Genomic DNA, 17,416 nt, shown 5'->3' on the forward strand with positions numbered 1-17,416 from the left:
CCTCAGAAGGGCAGGTTCATGCCAGCGGGCAGACCCATGCCTTCGGTCAGTTTCTGCATCTCTTCCTGACTGCGCTCGGCTGCGCGTTTCTGCGCGTCCTTGATCGCGGCAAGGATCAGGTCTTCGACCACTTCCTTGTCATCGCCATTAAAGATCGAAGGGTCGATATCAAGTGCTGTCAATTCGCCCTTGGCCGTAGAGGTCGCCTTGACGAGGCCTGCACCAGATTCGCCCGTCACGGTGATCGAGGCGAGGCTTTCCTGCATCTCGGCCATTTTGCTCTGCATCTCTTGGGCCTGCTTCATCAGCTTGCCCATATCGCCAAGCCCGCCTAGTCCTTTCAGCATGATCTTTGTCCTTTCAGATCAGTCATCTTCAAATGGGTCCCATTCATCCTCGACCTCAGGCAACGCCTCGACGGCGGCCTGATTTGCGATTTCCTCGCGGGTGCGGATTTCGGTTATTTTCGCTTTGGGGAAGGCGGATATCACGGCCTGCATCATTGGATGGGCCGCGGCTTCCTCCTCTAGCTTGCGCTGTGCGTCGTTTTCCTGCTCGTCCAGGGTCGCGCCGCCGCCTGTGGAGGCGACCGAGATGCCCCAACGCTGCCCCGTCCAGTCTTTCAGACGCGCGCCAAGGCGTTGTGCAAGATCGGCAGGTGCGCGTTCGGTCGGTTCAAATTCGATGCGTCCCGCCGAATAAGAAACAAGCCTGAGCGAGGTTTTCACTTCCACCAGCAATTTGATATCACGATTGGCTTCAATCAGCGCCACAACGCTTTCAAAGCTCGGGTAATGGGCGAGGGCCTCTTCGGGGGCGAGTGCGACCGCCGTCTGCGCGCCTGAGCGGGCCATCGTGCCGCCGCCCTGTGGCCCCTGCGGTATTGTGGCGCTGGGGCCTGAGCCACTCGTTGACGGACCAGCGGCCGAGGGTGTCGCGCTGCCTGCTGGCGGCGGTGGCATATCTTGCAGCTTGCGCACCAAATCACCCGGCGTGGGCAAATCAGACACATGGGTCATGCGGATCACGGCCATTTCGGCGGCCATCATGGAATTGGGGGCCAAGGCGACTTCTTCCAAGGCTTTGAGCAGCATCTGCCACATCCGGCTGAGCACACGCATATGCAGCTTTTCAGCCAGCATGCGACCTCGTGCGCGCTCATCTGGGCCGATCGTGGGGTCTTCGGCGGCTTCGGGCGTGATTTTGATCACGCTCAACCAATGGGTGATCTCGGCCAGATCGCGCAGCACGGCCATCGGGTCGGCCCCGTCTGAATACTGGCTGCCAAGCTCGTTTATGGCCCCTGCGGCATCGCCCTGCATGATCATATCGAACAGGTCCATGACGCGGCCGCGATCTGCCAATCCCAGCATCGCACGCACCTGATCGGCGGTGGTCTCGCCCGCGCCATGCGAGATTGCCTGATCCAGAAGGCTCAAAGCATCGCGCACCGATCCTTCGGCAGCGCGTGTGATCAGCGCAAGCGCATCTACGGTGATCTGGGCGTTTTCCTTGCCAGCAATGCCTTGGAGATGCGCGATCATCACTTCAGGCTCGATGCGGCGCAGATCAAAACGCTGACAGCGCGACAGCACCGTGACAGGCACTTTGCGGATTTCCGTGGTAGCAAAAATGAATTTCACATGGGCGGGCGGCTCTTCCAAGGTCTTGAGCAGCGCGTTGAACGCGCTGGTCGAGAGCATATGGACTTCGTCGATGATGTAGATTTTGTACCGCGCCGAGGCGGCACGGTAATGCACGCTTTCGATGATCTCGCGGATATCATTTACGCCCGTGCGGCTGGCCGCGTCCATTTCAAGCACATCCACATGCCGCCCCTCGGCGATGGCCATGCAATTTTCGCAGACACCGCAAGGCTCGGTCGTGGGTTTGCCAGTGCCATCGGGGCCTGTGCAATTCAGCCCTTTGGCGATGATCCGCGCGGTGGTGGTTTTACCCGTTCCGCGGATACCCGTCATGATGAAGGCTTGTGCGATCCTGTCGGCGGCAAAGGCGTTCTTGAGCGTGCGGACCATCGCCTCCTGACCGATCAGGTCGGCAAAGCTTGCCGGGCGGTATTTGCGCGCCAGAACCTGATAGACGGGTTGGTCGGTTTCGCTCATGGGTGCCTACTTTCATAATCCTCGTGCTAAACTAGGGCTTGTGGCGAGGCGCGGCAACCTGTTCCTCTGGCGCGCATGATTATATCCCCCGCGGATCAGGCAAGCTGGAAAAGGGCCGAATTATGCAAGATGAGTTTCAAACGAATTGGCGCCCGATCCACGGCGCCTTGTTTGTGTTTTTATTGGCGGTTTCGGCTTTGGTGGCGCTCGTTTGGTTGGTCTGGATATTTCAGGCCTCGGGCGGTGATAGCGTGTTTCACAGGATGGGATTGGCGCTGACCTCGGTCTTCATTCTGGCGCATCCCCCTTCAATTGCGGCAGGTTTGATTTTGTGGCGGGCAAAAGTCGCACGCGGCTGGAGCGCTTGGTTCATCAAAGGGGCGACGGTTTATTTCATTGCCGCCACCGTCTTGGCCTTTATGGGCATGTATACGATGACGTCTTTGGTGAATGGCATGTGATCCGCCTTGGGACGCTTTGAAACAAAAACGCCGCCCCGAAAGGAGCGGCGTTTTTTGTAAGGTGAGAGGCTGGACATCGACCCAAGCGGGGCTCGTTGTGGCTGCTTCCTTCCGGACCTGACCAGGTTGGCGAGGCGCTTGCCCGCGCCAACCTCTCAACCCCGCATATAGGCAATCGCAGCCAGAGTCGCAAGGCGGAGCGTTTGACCTTAGCTTGGAGAGCGGTCGGCCCATCCTGCAAAGACGCGTTCAAGGAAGACCACCACATAAAACAGCACGATCCCGAGAGCGGCCAGCGCAAAGAGCACCGCAAACATTAGCGGGTAATCGGCACTGATGCGCCCTGAGTCGAACAAGGCCCCCAAGCCACGCCCATGTGGGCTGACAATCTCCATCAGATTGGTCCCGATAAAGGCCAAGGTGACGGCCACTTTCAGCGCACCGAAGAACTCGGGCAGCGTCTTGGGCAGGGCGATTTTCCAGAAGATCGTGAAATTCGATGCCCCGAGGGAGCGCAGGATGTCACGATATTCAGGCTCCAGCGTCGACAAGCCGATAGAGACCGAGACCGCGATGGGGAAGAAGGAGATCATGAAGGCGATCAGGATCGTGTTGAAGTCATGTTGACCCACAAAGATCAGCGCAACAATCGGCACCACGGTTGCTTTGGGGATCGCGTTGAACCCCACCAGAAGCGGGTAAAGACCATCGCGCGCCACACGTGAAAACCCCATGACCATGCCCAAAAGCGTGCCGAAGATCACAGCAACGCCAAGGCCAACAACCGTGCGCCACAAGGTTTCCCATGAGGCTTCAAGGAAGAGCCAACGGAATTGCCAGAATTTCGGCACCAGATCGGAAGGTGAGGCCATGCGGTAATCAGGCAGGCCATTGACCCAGACCAACCATTCCCAAAGGGCGATCACGGCAAGGATGAACAGGGTCGGAACCCCGACTTTTCGGAATAGATTGCTCATGCGCTTACCTCCTCATCCGAGGCGCGGCCTTGGGCGACCTGAATTTGGTGACGCAGCGTGGCCAGCATTTCCACGGCTTTGGGCGTATAAAGATCATCAAGGGTGCGCTTGCCTTCAATATCGACCTCAAGCACGAATTGCGCGCTGGCAGGGCGCCCCGAGAGCACAATCACCTGATCGGCCAGAAAGACGCTTTCGCGCAGATCATGGGTGATCAAAAGGCAGGTGAAGGGTTCTTGCGCCCGCAGATCATGCATGGTGCACCACAGGTCTTCGCGGGTGAAGGCATCAAGCGCGCCAAAGGGTTCATCAAGGATCAGCACATCAGGCTTATGAATGATCGAGCGGCAAAGCGAGGCGCGCTGGCGCATGCCGCCTGACAACTCGGATGGGCGCTTATCCTCAAAGCCTTTCAGACCGACCAGTTCCAGCAGGTAATGCGCGCGTTCCAGCCCTTGGGCCTTGCTCATGCCAGATTTCACAATCTCGAGGGGCAGCAGCACGTTTTGCAAAATGCTGCGCCATTCCAGCAGAACAGGGTTCTGGAAGGCCATTCCAACAGTGGGACGCGGGCTGGTAACTTTTTGGCCAGCCAGCCAAACCTCGCCTTGATCGGGGCGCATCAACCCTGAGACCAATCGCGTCAATGTGGATTTGCCACAGCCCGAAGGGCCGACCACAGCGCAGAAATTGTCTTTGGGGATGGACAAGGAAAGATGGTCGAGAACGGGAAGAGGACCAGATGCCGTTGAATAGGCATGGGTCACATCCTTCAGTTCGATCTGAGTTGTCATGAGGACTTACTTTTCTTGGGAAAATCGGGCCGGCGCTGTTTCAGCCGGCCCGATGAAGGTATTTACTCGCTCAGCATCCGTGCCTCTGCTGGGGGCAGATAGGCATCAGTGAAGTAGAGCGCGGCATCGGGTTCGCTTTGGAACTCATAGGTGATGCGCATCTGTTCAATGGCGCGATCCATACGGTCGGCATCGACACCGCCCATGCCATTTTCCAGCACATAATCAGTGACGATATTGGCTTCGAGTGCCAGCTCCAGTCGGCGCTGCTCAAGTGCTGCATCGCCCGCGGGGTTGCGCTCGATGACAGCGGCGGCACCCGCTGCAGGATCGGCAATCGCATCATTCACACCAGCCGCAACAGCCGCGAGGAAACCCGTTACAACTTCGGGGTTTGCCGCTGCGAAATCGGTGTTGACGATGATCGCGTTGCCATAAAGCTCAACACCGTAATCGGCGAAAAGGATCGTGGTGATGTCATCCTCAGGGATGCCGAGGCGCGCGAGGCTGAGATAGGAGGAGAAGTTGAAACCTGTCACGGAATCCACATTGCCCTCGGCCAGCATCGGCTCACGGGTGGGGAAGCCAACGGGCTCCACGGTGATGGTGCTGACATCGATATCATTGACCGCAGCCAGAATCGGGAATTGCGCCCATGCACCATCGGGTGGAGGCGCACCAAGCACGGAGCCTTCAAGATCTTCGATGCCCGAAATGCCTTGGCTTACGCGGCCCACGATCGAGAAGGGGGGGCTGTCATAGACCATCATAGCGCCGATGACGGGCGCGCCTGGGTTTTGGTCAAGGAAGCGCACGAGCGAATTGATATCGGCAAACCCGATCGGGAAAGAGCCAGAGGCCACTTTCGGGATCGCATCCAGCGAGCCTTCGCCTGCGGTGATTTCCACATCTAGACCAGCGGCCGCGAAATGGCCGTTATCGAGGGCAAGGAAATAGGGGGCGGAGGGGCCTTCGAAACGCCAATCAAGCGCGAAGGCAATTTCTGTGTCTTGGGCCGCGAGCGGGCTGGCCAAAATCAGCGTTGCTGCAAGGGTCGGGATAGCTTTGTTGAACAAGGTGTAAACTCCAACTGTTGAAGGTTGATCTATATCGGCCAGTTACCGTGATTTGCTGCGCGCTCCACCGTCAATTCGCGGCTGCCTCGATCGTGTTTGTATCGGGGAGCATGCACAAAAATTAATCACTATGATAGCAAAATGTGCAGATGCGTTGCTATCGTTAGAGGGTCAGGCGAAATTGGGCAAATCCCGAGGGGGATTGCCCCAGATGTTCAAGGCCAAGTGCCTCGATGCGTTCGGGGTGGTTCAGGGCTGCAGGGCCCGTTTCGAAAATGACAGAAAACCCGCCCAATGGGGTGAAATGCCAAGCCGTTGTTGGTTGAGGCGCAATCACGCCCTCTTTGGCGATATGGGCGATCAGGATGTCGCGCAGATATCGCGGGTCGGTCAGCACAGGGCCGGCTTGGGCCGCAGCTGCAAAATGGCCGCCACCAGACCCGCGATAGGTGTTGGTCACCACCAGAAATTCCTGATCAGCCCGAATAGGTTGGCCTTGATAACATATATTGAAAACGCGGCCTTCCCCATCGAAACGGGTTTCTCCATTTGCGGAATAGAGCCTTGGTTGCGTGACGTCGATTTCATAGGTCACACCATCGATCACATCGAAATTATATCCCGCAAAAACGGGATCAATCAGCCTCTGTTCACCGCCGTTTTGGTCGATCTGGAAAAAGACGCTCGCCGCGCGTTCGAGCCAATCTTTCACCCCCTCACCCGTGACTTTGAGGATTTGAAGCATATTGGGAAAAACATAGAGATCGGCGGCATTCTTGATTGCCAAAGGGCCGCGCGGGATATCAGTGAAAAACCTCGGGCCACCGCGCCCGCCGACCTTGAACGGTGCCGCCGCTGACAAGAGCGGCAGATGCGACAGCGGGTGGCTTTGCAGAAGCGCAGATGCGGCTTCGCGCTGCACATCTGCCACCAGCTTCACAATGCTGGAATTGGAGATGAGGGAAAAATAGCTTTCCAAAGGCTCCGTGGATGCACCGATTTTGCGGCGCATGAATTCCAATGTCGCGAGATGATCCTCGGTCGAGTTTGCAATGATCTGCGGGTCGCTTGGCACAAGCGCCTCAATGGACGCGGCCTGTGTATCATTAGCAGAAATTGGTAAGACCTCCCCCTGACCGCTGACCACAGCCCATTTGCCTTGATCATCAGCCGCAAGATGCAGGCTTATCCGCCCAAGATGGCCACCCCAATATCCTGGCTGAACCATGGGCTTGCCCGATAGGGTGCCTGCGGAGTGGTCTGCTTCGGGGTCGGCGCAGGTCGGATTTGGCCGCAAGGGATTGGGGAAAACCTCATGCGTATGACCCGCAACAAGCGCATCAACGCCTTCAATCCGAGCAACCGCGCTAGCGGCATTTTCCTGATCGGGCAGGTCCTCAGGGCTTCCCATCCCGCTATGGCAAAGCGCGATGATCAGATCGGCGCCTGCATCTTTCAGGGCGGCCACGCTGCGTTTGACGCTTGGCACGATTTCGGCGGTTTGAAGCTGCCCCTCAAGCAAGGTTCTATCCCATTTCATGATCTGGGGCGGGGTGGCGCCAAGAATCCCGATCTTGAGGATTTGGGTTTGCCCTGCCTCATCCATGACCTTTTTGTGCAGCAGCACATGGGCGGGCAGCAGCGGGGTTCCATCCGCCCGCGAGACATTGCCAAGAATGACGGGGAATTCGGCGTCCTCCAGAATGCGCTCCAGATTGGGCAGGCCGAAATTGAAATCATGATTGCCCAAGGTCATCGCGTCATAGCCGAGGCTGTTCATCGCGGTCATCATAGGATGGGCTTGGTCTTTTTCGACCCGCTCCGCGACCCCGAAATCCCCAAGCGGTGTGCCTTGGAATGTGTCGCCATTATCCAGCAACAAGGTGTTGCTCTCCTGATTTCGCAGTGCGGTGATCAGGGATGCAACTCTGGCAAGCCCGACATCATTTTGCGGCTGATCGCTGTAATAATCATAGGGATGAAGATGGGCATGCAGATCGCTTGTGGCCATGATGCAAAGGCGCAGCTGCGCCTGCGGGCTTGCCTGCGAAGTTTCCTCGAGCGCTATGCTATCACCCCTGTCTTGAGCCAGTATGGTCCCCATTTCTTGCACTAGATCAGTGGCTTTGAAAAATTTCCAGTCTGCAATGGTTAACGCCGACCAGTTGATTGCGCCGCTTGGGGCAATCTGCCAAACTCCTTGTCAAAGAACCGTATAAATCGAGACGCGCATGCAGGAGCAGGTATGAAACGAGCCGAAGAGGTGACCTTCGGAGGGTCAGGTTTGGACCGAGCGGCCCATATCCGTAAAGATACCAGTGCTTTAGACAAGATGCTCGTTGACGGAACGCAGTGCGTGGTTCCGCTGTGGCGGGGCAAATTGTTATGCAGAAACGACACGGATGGGGTGGAAAGCTTGGTCTTTCTGGGTAGTGACAGCCCCGTTTTGGCGAAAGCGAACTCTGAGAGAATATTTTTGGGTCTCGACGAGGGAACCCCACGTTTCGCAGCCGATATTTCCGATTGGGAACCGCTTGAAGTGGACGAGATGCAGATCGACTCCTTCCTCGACCGCTCCGAGCAGGTTCATCCATCCGCGCCTAATGGCGCAAGGTTTCTGGAATTGCGCAATGTGATGACCCTGCTCACCGCGCGGGACGCGGAATTGGCGGCCACTGCGCGGGCGGTCTGGAACTGGCACAAGACGCATCTGTTTTGTTCGCGCTGTGGCAAACAAAGCGATATGGCCGATGGCGGTTGGGTGCGCAAATGTGCCTCTTGTGGCGGGCATCATTTTCCGCGCACCGATCCAGTAGTGATCATGCTGATCACCCATGGCAATGATGTCTTGCTTGGCCGCTCTCCGCATTGGCCCGAGGGGATGTATTCGCTTTTGGCGGGTTTCATTGAACCCGGTGAAACCATCGAGGCGGCTGTGCGCCGAGAGGTTTTTGAAGAATCGGGTATTCGCGTGGGGCAGGTGGATTACCTCGCAAGCCAGCCTTGGCCCTATCCCGCCTCGCTGATGTTTGGGTGCAAAGGCGATGCAACCAGCTGCGAGATCACGGTGGACCCAGAAGAGTTGGAAGATGCGATCTGGATCAGCCGTGAAGATATGCTTGATGTGTTCGCTGGGCGACATTCCTCAATTTCTCGCCCTAGAAATGGCGCAATTGCAGGGTTTTTGCTGGAAAACTGGCTTGCGGACCGATTGGATTAATCCAAAGCAATCGCGCTGGGGCCAGCCGCATTTGAACTGACGAATAAGAAGGAAGACCGATTATGAAATTCAAAGTGGCCGAAGATGTCGATGCGCCGCTGGATTTTGTCTATTCTCGGATGGCAGATTTTTCCCGCCTCGAAGATGAAATCCGAGGGCGCGGTGCCGAGCTGAGGCGTGAAGGCAACTGGACGCAAGCCGCAGAGGAGCGCGCGTGGAAAGGCAGTGTCACAGTACGCGGCAAACCACGCAGGATTGATGCCGTGATTGGCCATATGGCCGAGAACGACACCATCTTGGTCGAGAGCAAGGTGGGCGGCATGGATTGCTCGTACGAGATGACATTTTACGAGATGTCTCCGACAATCACCCGCATTGCCACAGTGCTTGAGCTTAAACCCAATACATTGAGTGCACGCCTGATCATCCAGACCCTGAAACTGGCCCGCGGTCGGGTGTTGCAGAAAATGACGGGCAGCTTGGTGCGGCGCGGCAATGAGATCGAGGCCGATTACCGCAATCAATAAGGCGGGTGATGTATCACCCCTGCGGGGTCATCGCCTTTCTCTGGCGTGCGCGTTCTAGGCCAAGATGGCGTTCGCGCAGGATGATCAGGACGCCTGCTAGAATGACGATGGCCGCGCCTGCCATCATCGTCAGGGACGGCACTTCATCAAATATTGCATAGCCCACGATCAGGGCGAGCAACATGGATGTGTATTCAAAGGGGGCAATCAACGAGGCATCTGCCTCGCGGTAGCTCGACGTCAGCAGGATTTGCCCCAAACCACCGAACAAGCCCGCGCTGACCAGCAGAACGGCCTCAGTAGCTGAAGGCCAGACCCAACCCCATGGCAAGGTAAAGAGCGCCAAACAGGATGCTGTGATCGAAAACCAGAACACGATGGCCGAGGTCCGCTCGGTCTGGACCAGTTTGCGCACGAAAACCTGTGCGAGCGCTGCACAAGTGGCCCCCATCAGCACGATGATCGCCCCAAGGGTTTCCGCATGGCTGACCGCGCTGGCATTGATTTGCAACCTTGGGGATAGCACGATCAAGACGCCCACCATCCCTAACGCCACCATGGACAAGCGGAACAGCCGTACCTCTTCGCCCAAAAACATGGCGGCGAATACCACCACCAGCAAGGGTGCCGCATAGCCTATGGCCGTGACCTCGGGCAGCGGCAGCAGCCCCAGCCCCGCAAAGCCAAGACCCATGGCCGAGGTGCCCACCAAGCCGCGCCAGAAATGTCCCATAGGGTTTACGGTTTTCAACCCTATGGCCAATTCATGTCGCCAGACCAGCCATGCCACAATCACTGGTATCGCAAAGGCCGAGCGAAAGAACACCGCTTGGCCAGGAGGGATGGTGCCTGATGAGGCTTTGATCAGCGCCGCCATAGCAACAAAAACGCAGACCGAGCCGATCTTGAAGGCAATGCCACGCAGAGGGTTCATGATGTGCTCGGATTGTTGTCGTATGGACCTCAGGATGCGCCTTGGCATGGGGATAGGCAAGGGGCTTGGCATGGAGCTTGGCAGGGGGGGGGCACGGAGCGCGCGACTGGCCAATCTCTACGCGGTGATGACCGCATGCTTCATCTGAGTGTCATCATTGTGTTGCATGCCTGTCACCTTGATCGGGCAGTCGGAAACTCTCTTCTGTTCAATTGAGAGGATATTCCGATGAACAAGCGCGTGTTGTTGGCCACAACTGGCCTCGCACTGATCGCAGGGCCAGCTTTGGCCCAAGATATGAATTTCAACCGTATTGCGTCTTTCCCCGTGCACCAGAACTCGCCCGAGGCGGAAGAAAGCTCGGCCGAGATTATTTCTGTAACTGGCGATGGTATGACGCTGGTCTATTCCGACAGCCCTGCGGGCGCTTTGGGCTTTATCGATATCAGCGATGCGGCAAACCCACAGCCTGCCGGTGCCATCGAATTGGATGGTGAGCCAACTGCCGTGGCCGTCCATGGCACAACCGCTTTTGTCGGGATCAACACCTCCGAGAGCTATACCGATCCTTCGGGCCACCTGCAGGTGTTTGATGTAGCAAGCCGTGAAGCCATCATGGATTGTGATCTGGGTGGTCAGCCTGACAGTGTCGCCGTCTCCACCGATGGCAGCTTTGTTGCGGTCGCGATCGAGAATGAGCGCGATGAAGATTTGGGCGATGGCCGCGTTGGCCAAATGCCTGCAGGTTATCTGGCGATCCAGCCCGTTGAAGGCAGCTCCATGGATTGCGACGCGCAAATCCGCGTTGACCTGACAGGCTTGGCTGATGTCGCCCCAGAAGATCCCGAGCCCGAATTCGTTGCAATCAACGAAGAAGGCGAGATCGTTGTCACCCTTCAGGAAAACAACCACATCGTTGTTGTCTCCTCGACTGGTGAGGTCTTGAGCCATTTCTCCGCAGGTGAAGTCACCTTGGAAGGTGTGGATACCGACGAAGAAGGCGCCTTGATTTTCAGCGACACGATCACTGTTCCGCGTGAGCCTGATGCGATCACTTGGATCGACAACACGCATGTCGCCATAGCCAATGAAGGCGATATGGATGGCGGCAGCCGTGGCTGGACCATCTTCAGTCAGGACGGTGTTGAAATCTATGAAAGCGGAACAAGCTTTGAATACGCCATCGTGGAAATCGGCCATTACCCCGAAGAGCGTTCGGGCAATAAAGGTGTCGAGCCTGAAAGCGCGACCTTCGGCGTTTACGAAGACACGCCTTATGTCTTCATCGGTGCGGAACGCTCCTCGGTTGTTGGTGTGTATAATGTGACCGATCCTGCAAACCCTGTGCTCGAGCAGCTTCTGCCATCGGGTATCGGGCCTGAGGGTTATGTCACAATCCCCTCGCGCAATCTTCTGGTCTCGGCCAATGAAGTTGATGATGCGGGCCCACGCGCCCATGTCATGCTTTTTGAGTATCAGAACGCACCTGCCACCTACCCACATCTGACCAGCGCCGGCATGGACGAGCTGACAGGTTGGGGCGCGATCTCGGGTCAGGTCATGGCCGAGGATGGCACGATCTACGCCGTGTCCGACAGCTTCTATGGCATGCAGCCCACCATCTTCCACATCGATGTCAGCCAGACACCTGCGCAAATCGTTGATGCAATCCGCGTGACCCGTGAAGGGCAGCCAGCGCAATTGATGGATATGGAAGGCATTGCTCTGGATGGTGAAGGTGGTTTCTGGATCGCCTCTGAAGGGCGCTCAGACCGTCTTGTTCCACATGCGATCTACAATGTGGGCGCGGATGGCGCGATTGAAGATTACATCGCGCTTCCCGAGGAGCTTTTGGCGGTTGAGCGCCGCTTCGGCTTTGAAGGCATCACCCGCGTTGACGACATGCTCTATATCGCTGTGCAGCGTGAATGGCGTGATGATCCCGAGAACCACGCCAAGGTTCTTGGCTACAACCTCGAGACCGAGGAATGGAGCGTTGCCCATTACCCGCTGACCGCGCCTGAAACAGGCTGGGTTGGTCTGTCTGAGATCGTGGCTCATGGGGATTACATGTATTTCATCGAGCGCGATAACCAGCATGGTGAAGCCGCTGTCACCAAGCAGATCACGCGCGTGTCGATGGATCAGATGGCTGGCATGGTCGCCCTTGGCGAGACACCAGCCGTGTTGGAGACCGAATTGGTCGTCGACCTGCTGCCCTATCTGACATCGACAGGTGGCTATGTCCTCGACAAGGTCGAAGGTCTGGCGATTGCTGAAGATGGCACCATGTGGGTCTCTACGGATAATGACGGCGTTGACGATCATTCCGGCGAGACAATGTTCTTCGCGATCCCCGCGCAGTAACACCCTTTCGCGACCCTTCGAGAGAAGGGGTTGAAAAAGAAGCCCCCCGCAAAGGAATTTGCGGGGGGCTTTTTGTTGGGGATGTATGATGGGGTGAAGAGATATTGGATCTGCTGGAAAGCCGCGCAGCGCAGGGCCGCGGCATGGCGAACCCGCTTCGCGGCGGTTTGCTTTATGCTGGCCAAGTTACTCTCCGCTCGCTGTTCAGTGCCGCTCGGGTGAACAACGCGCCCCAAAGCCGTCATTGCGCCGCCTATCGGTATGTCTGGTGGCGAAGTCGTTCAGAAATCAGTTGGATTTGTGGAGTAGCGATGCAAGTTTTGGCGTCACAAGAAAATGCGTATTGAAAGGGCTTAGCGTTGGCTGAATTTGTTATTCTTGGAACGAACAATTTTTTTACTAGGTTTCTGATTGTTGCGGGGCTTTTTGTTGTCGCGCTTTTAATAATTGAGTCTGTGTCAGGACGCCCGAAGCCTTTGAATAGGTTTGGTTTTGGAGTTGTTAATCTTCTTACCGCCATGGCTTTTACCGTATTACCGTCGGTATTCTTGTTGGTAGCAGCAGAAGATGTAGATACAGCTGCAATCGTTTGGTTGGCAGTGACGGCAATTTTTATGGCGCTCCTCGCCTATGCGGCGCGGCGACGTGCTGTTGATGCCTATGGCGATACGGGCTATGCTTTTATGGCTGTGATCCCAATCCTTTGTCTCGTATTGATTTTCAAAAAGCCCGGAGATCGAACGCGTATTGACCAGAGGGCGAAGGCAGCACTTGCGGGGAGAGTTGTAGCATTCGCGGTTGCTGCTGTTGCGCTTGTTTTTGTCGGCTCGTTTGTCAGAGTCGTCTTTGACAACACGAACCGAAATGCCGCTGTGAATGTCGCAAATTTGCCCATTGGTCGCGCCGTTCGGGTTCAGGCTGCTATCTTGGACTCGAATGCGCCGCAGCCCGTCGATGCTGAAACCACGCTTATGGCTGTGGCGGCAAATGGCAATACGCTGTTGTTAGAGTACTCCCTCACGGGGAATTCTGCTGATCTAAGTACTGAAGTGTTCGAACCTTTGATGAGTGCGATTGTGCATCGAAATGTTTGTTCCGATCCTCTCTTTCGAGACTTGGTAGATCGAGGCGCGAGAATCGTTTTTGAATACACAGCGTTGTCGCAAAATCTGTCTTTGCAGAGGCATCGGTTAGAAACCGCGGCTACTGATTGCCAATAAGAAAACTACCTGCCCCCGCGACGGACACGAGTTATAAGCAGACACTCGTTGTGATACAGAAAGCTGGTAGAATGGGCTCAAACCAGACCTAAACCGCGATGCCACGACCTGCTACTTTCGCAGTGAGAACCCAATCACCTCACCTCCCTACATCCCACCTCACGACGGCCGAAACGCTCAATCGCGGGCGTGGTCGGCGGGGTAGGTGCCCAGAATTTTGATCTCGGAGGTGAAATAGTCCAGCTCTTCCATCGCCAGTTTGACCGAGGCATCCTCGGGGTGGCCCTCGATATCGGAATAGAATTGCGTCGCGGTGAATGACCCGCCGACCATATAGCTTTCCAGCTTGGTCATGTTCACACCATTGGTCGCAAAGCCCCCCATCGCCTTATAGAGCGCTGCGGGAATATTGCGGACGCGGAAAACGAAGGTGGTCATCATCCGCTCGGCGCGGCGCGTCATATCGGCGTTTTGCGACATGATCAGGAAGCGCGTGGTGTTGCGGTCATGGTCCTCGATATGGCGGGCCAGAACGTCCAACCCGTAAATCTCGCCTGCAAGCTCCGAGGCGAGCGCGGCCTTGGTTGGGTCGCCCCAAGCCGCCACATCACGGGCGGCGCGCGCATTGTCGGTGCTGACTTGGCCTTTGATATCATGGCTCCGCAAGAATTCTGCGCATTGTGGCAGCAAGACCAGATGGCTATAGGCCTCCTCCACATCCGCCAATTTTGCACCGCGCAGGCCAAGCAGGTTGATATGGACGCGCACAAAAGCCTCATCCAGAATATGCAAACCGCTTTCGGGAAGCAGGCGGTGGATATCGGCCACACGCCCATAAGTGGAGTTTTCCACTGGAACCATGGCCTGTTCCGCTTCGCCCGAGCGCACCGCTTCGATCACATCCTCAAAGGTTGCGCAGGCCATTGCTTCAAGGTCTGGGCGGGCTTCTCGGCAGGCCTGATGGGAGTAGGCACCAAGCTCTCCCTGAAATGCGATACGGGCTTTCATTGGGTATTTTCTTCCAAATGGGCGTTTCGTCGCGCTTCCTACACCTTGCGAAGGTATGAGGGAAGGTAATAGATAGCCGCCAAATCAGTAGATGATAACGGGATTCTCGATGTTTGACACAATGACCATCACCAAGATCGGCGGCTCGCTCTGTGCAGCCTTGCTTGTCTTCCTGCTGGCCGGTTGGGCTTCTGAAGGTCTGTACCATGTTGGTATAGACTCTCACGATGACGACCATGTGGCCGGTTACCCTATCGAAGTTGAAGAAGCAGCGCCTGCAGAAGCTGAAGAAGTCATCGAAGTTGCATTCGCTGATGTCTATGCAAATGCAGATGCGGCTGAAGGCGAAGGCCTTTGGCGTCAGTGTTCTGCCTGCCACGCCTTGGAAGCAGGCGTGAACGGTGTTGGGCCTTACCTGCACGGTGTTGTGAACCGCGCCAAGCATTCGGCAGAAGGCTTTGGCTATTCCGACGCTCTTATGGGCCAAGATGGCGACTGGACCCCTGAGAACCTCAGCGCCTTTATCGAGAACCCACGCGAATACGCACCTGGCACGGCCATGTCCTATAACGGCATGCGTGACGTGGAAGATCGTGCGAACTTGATCGCCTATCTGGCAACGATCACCAACTAAGCTTGGAAAATAATCACAGATGAGAGCCGCTCCTATCAGGGCGGCTCTTTCTTTTTGCATCAAGAATGCGTTGATCACAGAATATCAACTTGTGTGCAGGCATGGGTGGTCCTTAACGTAATGCGCACCACATATTGGTTTGAGATTTTTCAAAGATCCGGAGGACATGATGCGCAGCAAACCAGTCGAGGCCAAAGCCGCCTCCCGCTTTCGTTCCGATATTTTGTTCGGTTGGGCGGTTCTGCCTATTCTTGCTGTGGCCCTATTTGCAGGGGCCGCGCGCGCGCAAAGCGATGATCTGATTGTCACTCATGCCCTTTCGACATTCGGGGTGCCGAAATACGGCCCTGATTTCGAACATCTTGATTACGTGAACCCCGATGCGCCCCAAGGTGGCGAGATGTCCTTTGCGTGGTCCTCGGGCTCGTTCGATTCAATGCATCCCTACACGCGCGTTGGCCGCGCGGCGGTTCTGGCGAATGTCTTTTTCGAAGCGATGCTGACGTCAACGGCGGATGAGATCGGCTCTTCCTATTGCCTGCTCTGCGAAAGCATCGCTTACCCTGAGGGCCGCGAATACGTGATCTTCACGATCCGCGAAGGGGCTGCATTCTCGGATGGCACGCCTGTCACGGCGGATGACGCGCTGTTCTCTTATGAAATTCTGCGCGACGAAGGCCTGCCAAGTTTCCGCGCATCTATCCCCCTCACGATCGCCTCGGCCGAAGTGCTGGATGAACGGCGCATTCGCTATGACTTCAACCCTGACGCGCCGCTGCGTGGGCGCATTCAAGCGGCGGGTGGTCTGCCCGTGTTCAGCCGCGCCAGCCATGACGCCTCGGGGTTGGCCTTTGAAGATAGCCGCTTGGAGCCTCTGATCGGCTCAGGCCCCTATACGCTTGCCGAGGTCGAGCCTGGGCAGCGGGTCGTGTATGAGCGTAACCGTGATTATTGGGGCAACGATCTTCCCATCAATATCGGGCGCAATAATTTTGACAGCATTCGTATCGAGTATTACGGCGATGCGATTGCGGCCTTTGAAGGATTCACGGCGGGCAATTATCTGTTCCGTCAGGAATCCAGCTCGCAATCTTGGGCCACGGGCTATGATTTCCCGCGCCTTGAGCAGGGGATCGTCCTGCGCGAGGAATTGCATGATGGCACGATCAGTTCGGGCCAGAGTTTCGCAATCAACCTGCGCCGCGAGAAATTTCAGGATGTCCGCGTGCGCGAGGCCTTGGCGCTGATGTTCAATTTCGAATGGACAAACCAGACCTTGTTCTACGGGCTCTATGCCCCGAATGTGAGCTTCTGGGAAAATACCGAGCTTGCGGCCTCGGGCCTGCCAAGTGACGAGGAATTGGCCATTCTGGAGCCACTTCGCGATATGTTGCCCGAACGTGTATTCACGGAAGAAGCTTTCGCCACCCCGCTGTCAAACCCAGACCGCACGCTGGACCGTCGCCAATCGCGCCGCGCCATCGCCCTTCTGGAAGAGGCAGGCTGGGTTCCCGGTGATGACGGTTTGCTGCGCAATGCGGCGGGGGACACGCTGGATGTCGAATTCCTGAATTCCAGCACCTTGTTTGACCGGATCATCAACCCCTATGTCGAGAATCTGCGCGCCATTGGCGTGAACGCGGTGCTGACGCGGGTGGATAACGCGCAATTGCAGCAACGCCAGCGCGACGCCGATTTCGACATTGTGACAGATCATTTCCCGATGTCCTATGAACCTGGTTCTTCGCTGCGCCAGTATTTCGGGTCGATTGGCGCAGATGAGTCGCTGTTCAATGTGATGGGCTTGGCCGATGAAGGCGTTGATGCCTTGATCGAAGCGGTGGTTGACGCTGAAACCCAAGAAGAGCTGACCCCCGCCGTGCAGGCGCTGGACCGTGTCTTACGAGCCCATGTCTTCCGTGCGCCGCAATGGTATAACCCTAACCACTGGGTCGCCTATTACGACATGTACCGCTACCCCGAAGCCTTGCCGCCCTATTCGCTTGGCTTTCTGGATTTCTGGTGGGTCGATCCCGAGGCCGAGCAAGCCTTGCGTGATCAGGGAATTTTCTGAA

General features: G+C 56.6%; 15 protein-coding genes and 1 other RNA gene. 7 read left to right on the forward strand and 9 right to left on the reverse strand.

All coding sequences use genetic code 11. The annotated features are described in order from the left end of the window. Window positions 1-2 precede the first annotated feature (2 nt). Both ACTYEO_RS00295 and ACTYEO_RS00300 read right to left on the reverse strand, forming a co-directional pair. Entirely contained in the window at window positions 3-347 is a 345-nt protein-coding gene (locus ACTYEO_RS00295; protein WP_449321714.1) for a YbaB/EbfC family nucleoid-associated protein, read from the reverse strand. A gap of 18 nt (window positions 348-365) precedes the next feature. Further along, window positions 366-2,123: a DNA polymerase III subunit gamma/tau gene (locus ACTYEO_RS00300; protein ID WP_449321715.1), complete on the reverse strand. Its 1,758-nt coding sequence runs from the start codon at window positions 2,121-2,123 to the stop codon at window positions 366-368. A 122-nt stretch (window positions 2,124-2,245) separates the two neighbouring features. Between ACTYEO_RS00300 and ACTYEO_RS00305 the strand changes: the two genes are divergently transcribed. Further along, the gene (locus tag ACTYEO_RS00305; RefSeq protein ID WP_449321716.1) at window positions 2,246-2,584 is read left to right on the forward strand and encodes a hypothetical protein; all 339 of its coding nucleotides are present in this window, start codon (window positions 2,246-2,248) and stop codon (window positions 2,582-2,584) included. A 59-nt stretch (window positions 2,585-2,643) separates the two neighbouring features. Here the strand turns inward: ACTYEO_RS00305 and ffs are convergent. The 5 genes from ffs to ACTYEO_RS00330 form a co-directional block, all read right to left on the reverse strand. After that, an RNA gene (ffs, locus tag ACTYEO_RS00310) (signal recognition particle sRNA small type) lies at window positions 2,644-2,742 on the reverse strand. A gap of 51 nt (window positions 2,743-2,793) precedes the next feature. After that, complete coding sequence (locus ACTYEO_RS00315; RefSeq protein WP_449321717.1) at window positions 2,794-3,561, reverse strand: ABC transporter permease; 768 nt, start codon at window positions 3,559-3,561, stop codon at window positions 2,794-2,796. Further along, on the reverse strand, window positions 3,558-4,355 hold the full coding sequence (locus ACTYEO_RS00320; RefSeq protein WP_449321718.1) for an ABC transporter ATP-binding protein: 798 nt from the start codon (window positions 4,353-4,355) through the stop codon (window positions 3,558-3,560). The genes ACTYEO_RS00315 and ACTYEO_RS00320 overlap by 4 nt, the downstream gene beginning before the upstream one ends. A gap of 62 nt (window positions 4,356-4,417) precedes the next feature. Further along, the gene (locus tag ACTYEO_RS00325; protein ID WP_449321719.1) at window positions 4,418-5,431 is read right to left on the reverse strand and encodes an ABC transporter substrate-binding protein; all 1,014 of its coding nucleotides are present in this window, start codon (window positions 5,429-5,431) and stop codon (window positions 4,418-4,420) included. A gap of 163 nt (window positions 5,432-5,594) precedes the next feature. After that, window positions 5,595-7,535, reverse strand: a complete 1,941-nt coding sequence (locus ACTYEO_RS00330; protein WP_449321720.1) for a bifunctional 2',3'-cyclic-nucleotide 2'-phosphodiesterase/3'-nucleotidase — start codon at window positions 7,533-7,535, stop codon at window positions 5,595-5,597. Window positions 7,536-7,676: 141 nt separating this feature from the next. Between ACTYEO_RS00330 and nudC the strand changes: the two genes are divergently transcribed. Both nudC and ACTYEO_RS00340 read left to right on the forward strand, forming a co-directional pair. Next, window positions 7,677-8,651 carry an NAD(+) diphosphatase gene (gene nudC / locus ACTYEO_RS00335; RefSeq protein ID WP_449321721.1) on the forward strand — a complete coding sequence of 325 codons (975 nt, stop codon included), beginning with the start codon at window positions 7,677-7,679 and terminating at the stop codon, window positions 8,649-8,651. A gap of 62 nt (window positions 8,652-8,713) precedes the next feature. Next, complete coding sequence (locus ACTYEO_RS00340) at window positions 8,714-9,178, forward strand: hypothetical protein (RefSeq protein WP_449321722.1); 465 nt, start codon at window positions 8,714-8,716, stop codon at window positions 9,176-9,178. A 13-nt stretch (window positions 9,179-9,191) separates the two neighbouring features. Here ACTYEO_RS00340 and ACTYEO_RS00345 read toward each other — a convergent pair whose 3' ends face one another. After that, window positions 9,192-10,112 (reverse strand): DMT family transporter, encoded by a 921-nt coding sequence (locus ACTYEO_RS00345; RefSeq protein ID WP_449321723.1) that lies wholly within the window; start codon window positions 10,110-10,112, stop codon window positions 9,192-9,194. Window positions 10,113-10,340: 228 nt separating this feature from the next. Here ACTYEO_RS00345 and ACTYEO_RS00350 point away from each other — a divergent pair, with 228 nt between their 5' ends. Both ACTYEO_RS00350 and ACTYEO_RS00355 read left to right on the forward strand, forming a co-directional pair. Further along, on the forward strand, window positions 10,341-12,479 hold the full coding sequence (locus tag ACTYEO_RS00350) for an esterase-like activity of phytase family protein (RefSeq protein ID WP_449321724.1): 2,139 nt from the start codon (window positions 10,341-10,343) through the stop codon (window positions 12,477-12,479). 359 nt (window positions 12,480-12,838) lie between these two features. Then, window positions 12,839-13,699, forward strand: a complete 861-nt coding sequence (locus tag ACTYEO_RS00355; RefSeq protein ID WP_449321725.1) for a hypothetical protein — start codon at window positions 12,839-12,841, stop codon at window positions 13,697-13,699. 177 nt (window positions 13,700-13,876) lie between these two features. On the opposite strand, the gene ACTYEO_RS00360 is transcribed toward ACTYEO_RS00355, so the two are convergent. Beyond that, a complete protein-coding gene (locus ACTYEO_RS00360) occupies window positions 13,877-14,707 on the reverse strand; it encodes a prephenate dehydratase (RefSeq protein WP_449321726.1) in 831 nt (276 codons plus the stop codon). Window positions 14,708-14,816: 109 nt separating this feature from the next. Between ACTYEO_RS00360 and ACTYEO_RS00365 the strand changes: the two genes are divergently transcribed. Beyond that, entirely contained in the window at window positions 14,817-15,341 is a 525-nt protein-coding gene (locus ACTYEO_RS00365; protein WP_449321727.1) for a c-type cytochrome, read from the forward strand. Between the two features lie 166 nt (window positions 15,342-15,507). Next, complete coding sequence (locus ACTYEO_RS00370; protein WP_449321728.1) at window positions 15,508-17,415, forward strand: extracellular solute-binding protein; 1,908 nt, start codon at window positions 15,508-15,510, stop codon at window positions 17,413-17,415. Window position 17,416 lies beyond the last annotated feature (1 nt).

This window comes from Rhodophyticola sp. SM2404, assembly GCF_053570515.1.

What these genes read in the sequence shown, in the direction of transcription:
- ACTYEO_RS00360 (WP_449321726.1), bottom strand. Translation starts at nt 14,707, where the DNA reads ATGAAAGCCCGTATCGCATTTCAGGGAGAGCTTGGTGCCTACTCCCAT.
- ACTYEO_RS00300 (WP_449321715.1), bottom strand. Translation starts at nt 2,123, where the DNA reads ATGAGCGAAACCGACCAACCCGTCTATCAGGTTCTGGCGCGCAAATAC.
- ACTYEO_RS00295 (WP_449321714.1), bottom strand. Translation starts at nt 347, where the DNA reads ATGCTGAAAGGACTAGGCGGGCTTGGCGATATGGGCAAGCTGATGAAG.
- ACTYEO_RS00330 (WP_449321720.1), bottom strand. Translation starts at nt 7,535, where the DNA reads ATGGGGACCATACTGGCTCAAGACAGGGGTGATAGCATAGCGCTCGAG.
- ACTYEO_RS00315 (WP_449321717.1), bottom strand. Translation starts at nt 3,561, where the DNA reads ATGAGCAATCTATTCCGAAAAGTCGGGGTTCCGACCCTGTTCATCCTT.
- ACTYEO_RS00365 (WP_449321727.1), top strand. Translation starts at nt 14,817, where the DNA reads ATGTTTGACACAATGACCATCACCAAGATCGGCGGCTCGCTCTGTGCA.
- ACTYEO_RS00350 (WP_449321724.1), top strand. Translation starts at nt 10,341, where the DNA reads ATGAACAAGCGCGTGTTGTTGGCCACAACTGGCCTCGCACTGATCGCA.
- ACTYEO_RS00340 (WP_449321722.1), top strand. Translation starts at nt 8,714, where the DNA reads ATGAAATTCAAAGTGGCCGAAGATGTCGATGCGCCGCTGGATTTTGTC.
- ACTYEO_RS00305 (WP_449321716.1), top strand. Translation starts at nt 2,246, where the DNA reads ATGCAAGATGAGTTTCAAACGAATTGGCGCCCGATCCACGGCGCCTTG.
- ACTYEO_RS00370 (WP_449321728.1), top strand. Translation starts at nt 15,508, where the DNA reads ATGATGCGCAGCAAACCAGTCGAGGCCAAAGCCGCCTCCCGCTTTCGT.
- nudC (WP_449321721.1), top strand. Translation starts at nt 7,677, where the DNA reads ATGAAACGAGCCGAAGAGGTGACCTTCGGAGGGTCAGGTTTGGACCGA.
- ACTYEO_RS00345 (WP_449321723.1), bottom strand. Translation starts at nt 10,112, where the DNA reads ATGAACCCTCTGCGTGGCATTGCCTTCAAGATCGGCTCGGTCTGCGTT.
- ACTYEO_RS00320 (WP_449321718.1), bottom strand. Translation starts at nt 4,355, where the DNA reads ATGACAACTCAGATCGAACTGAAGGATGTGACCCATGCCTATTCAACG.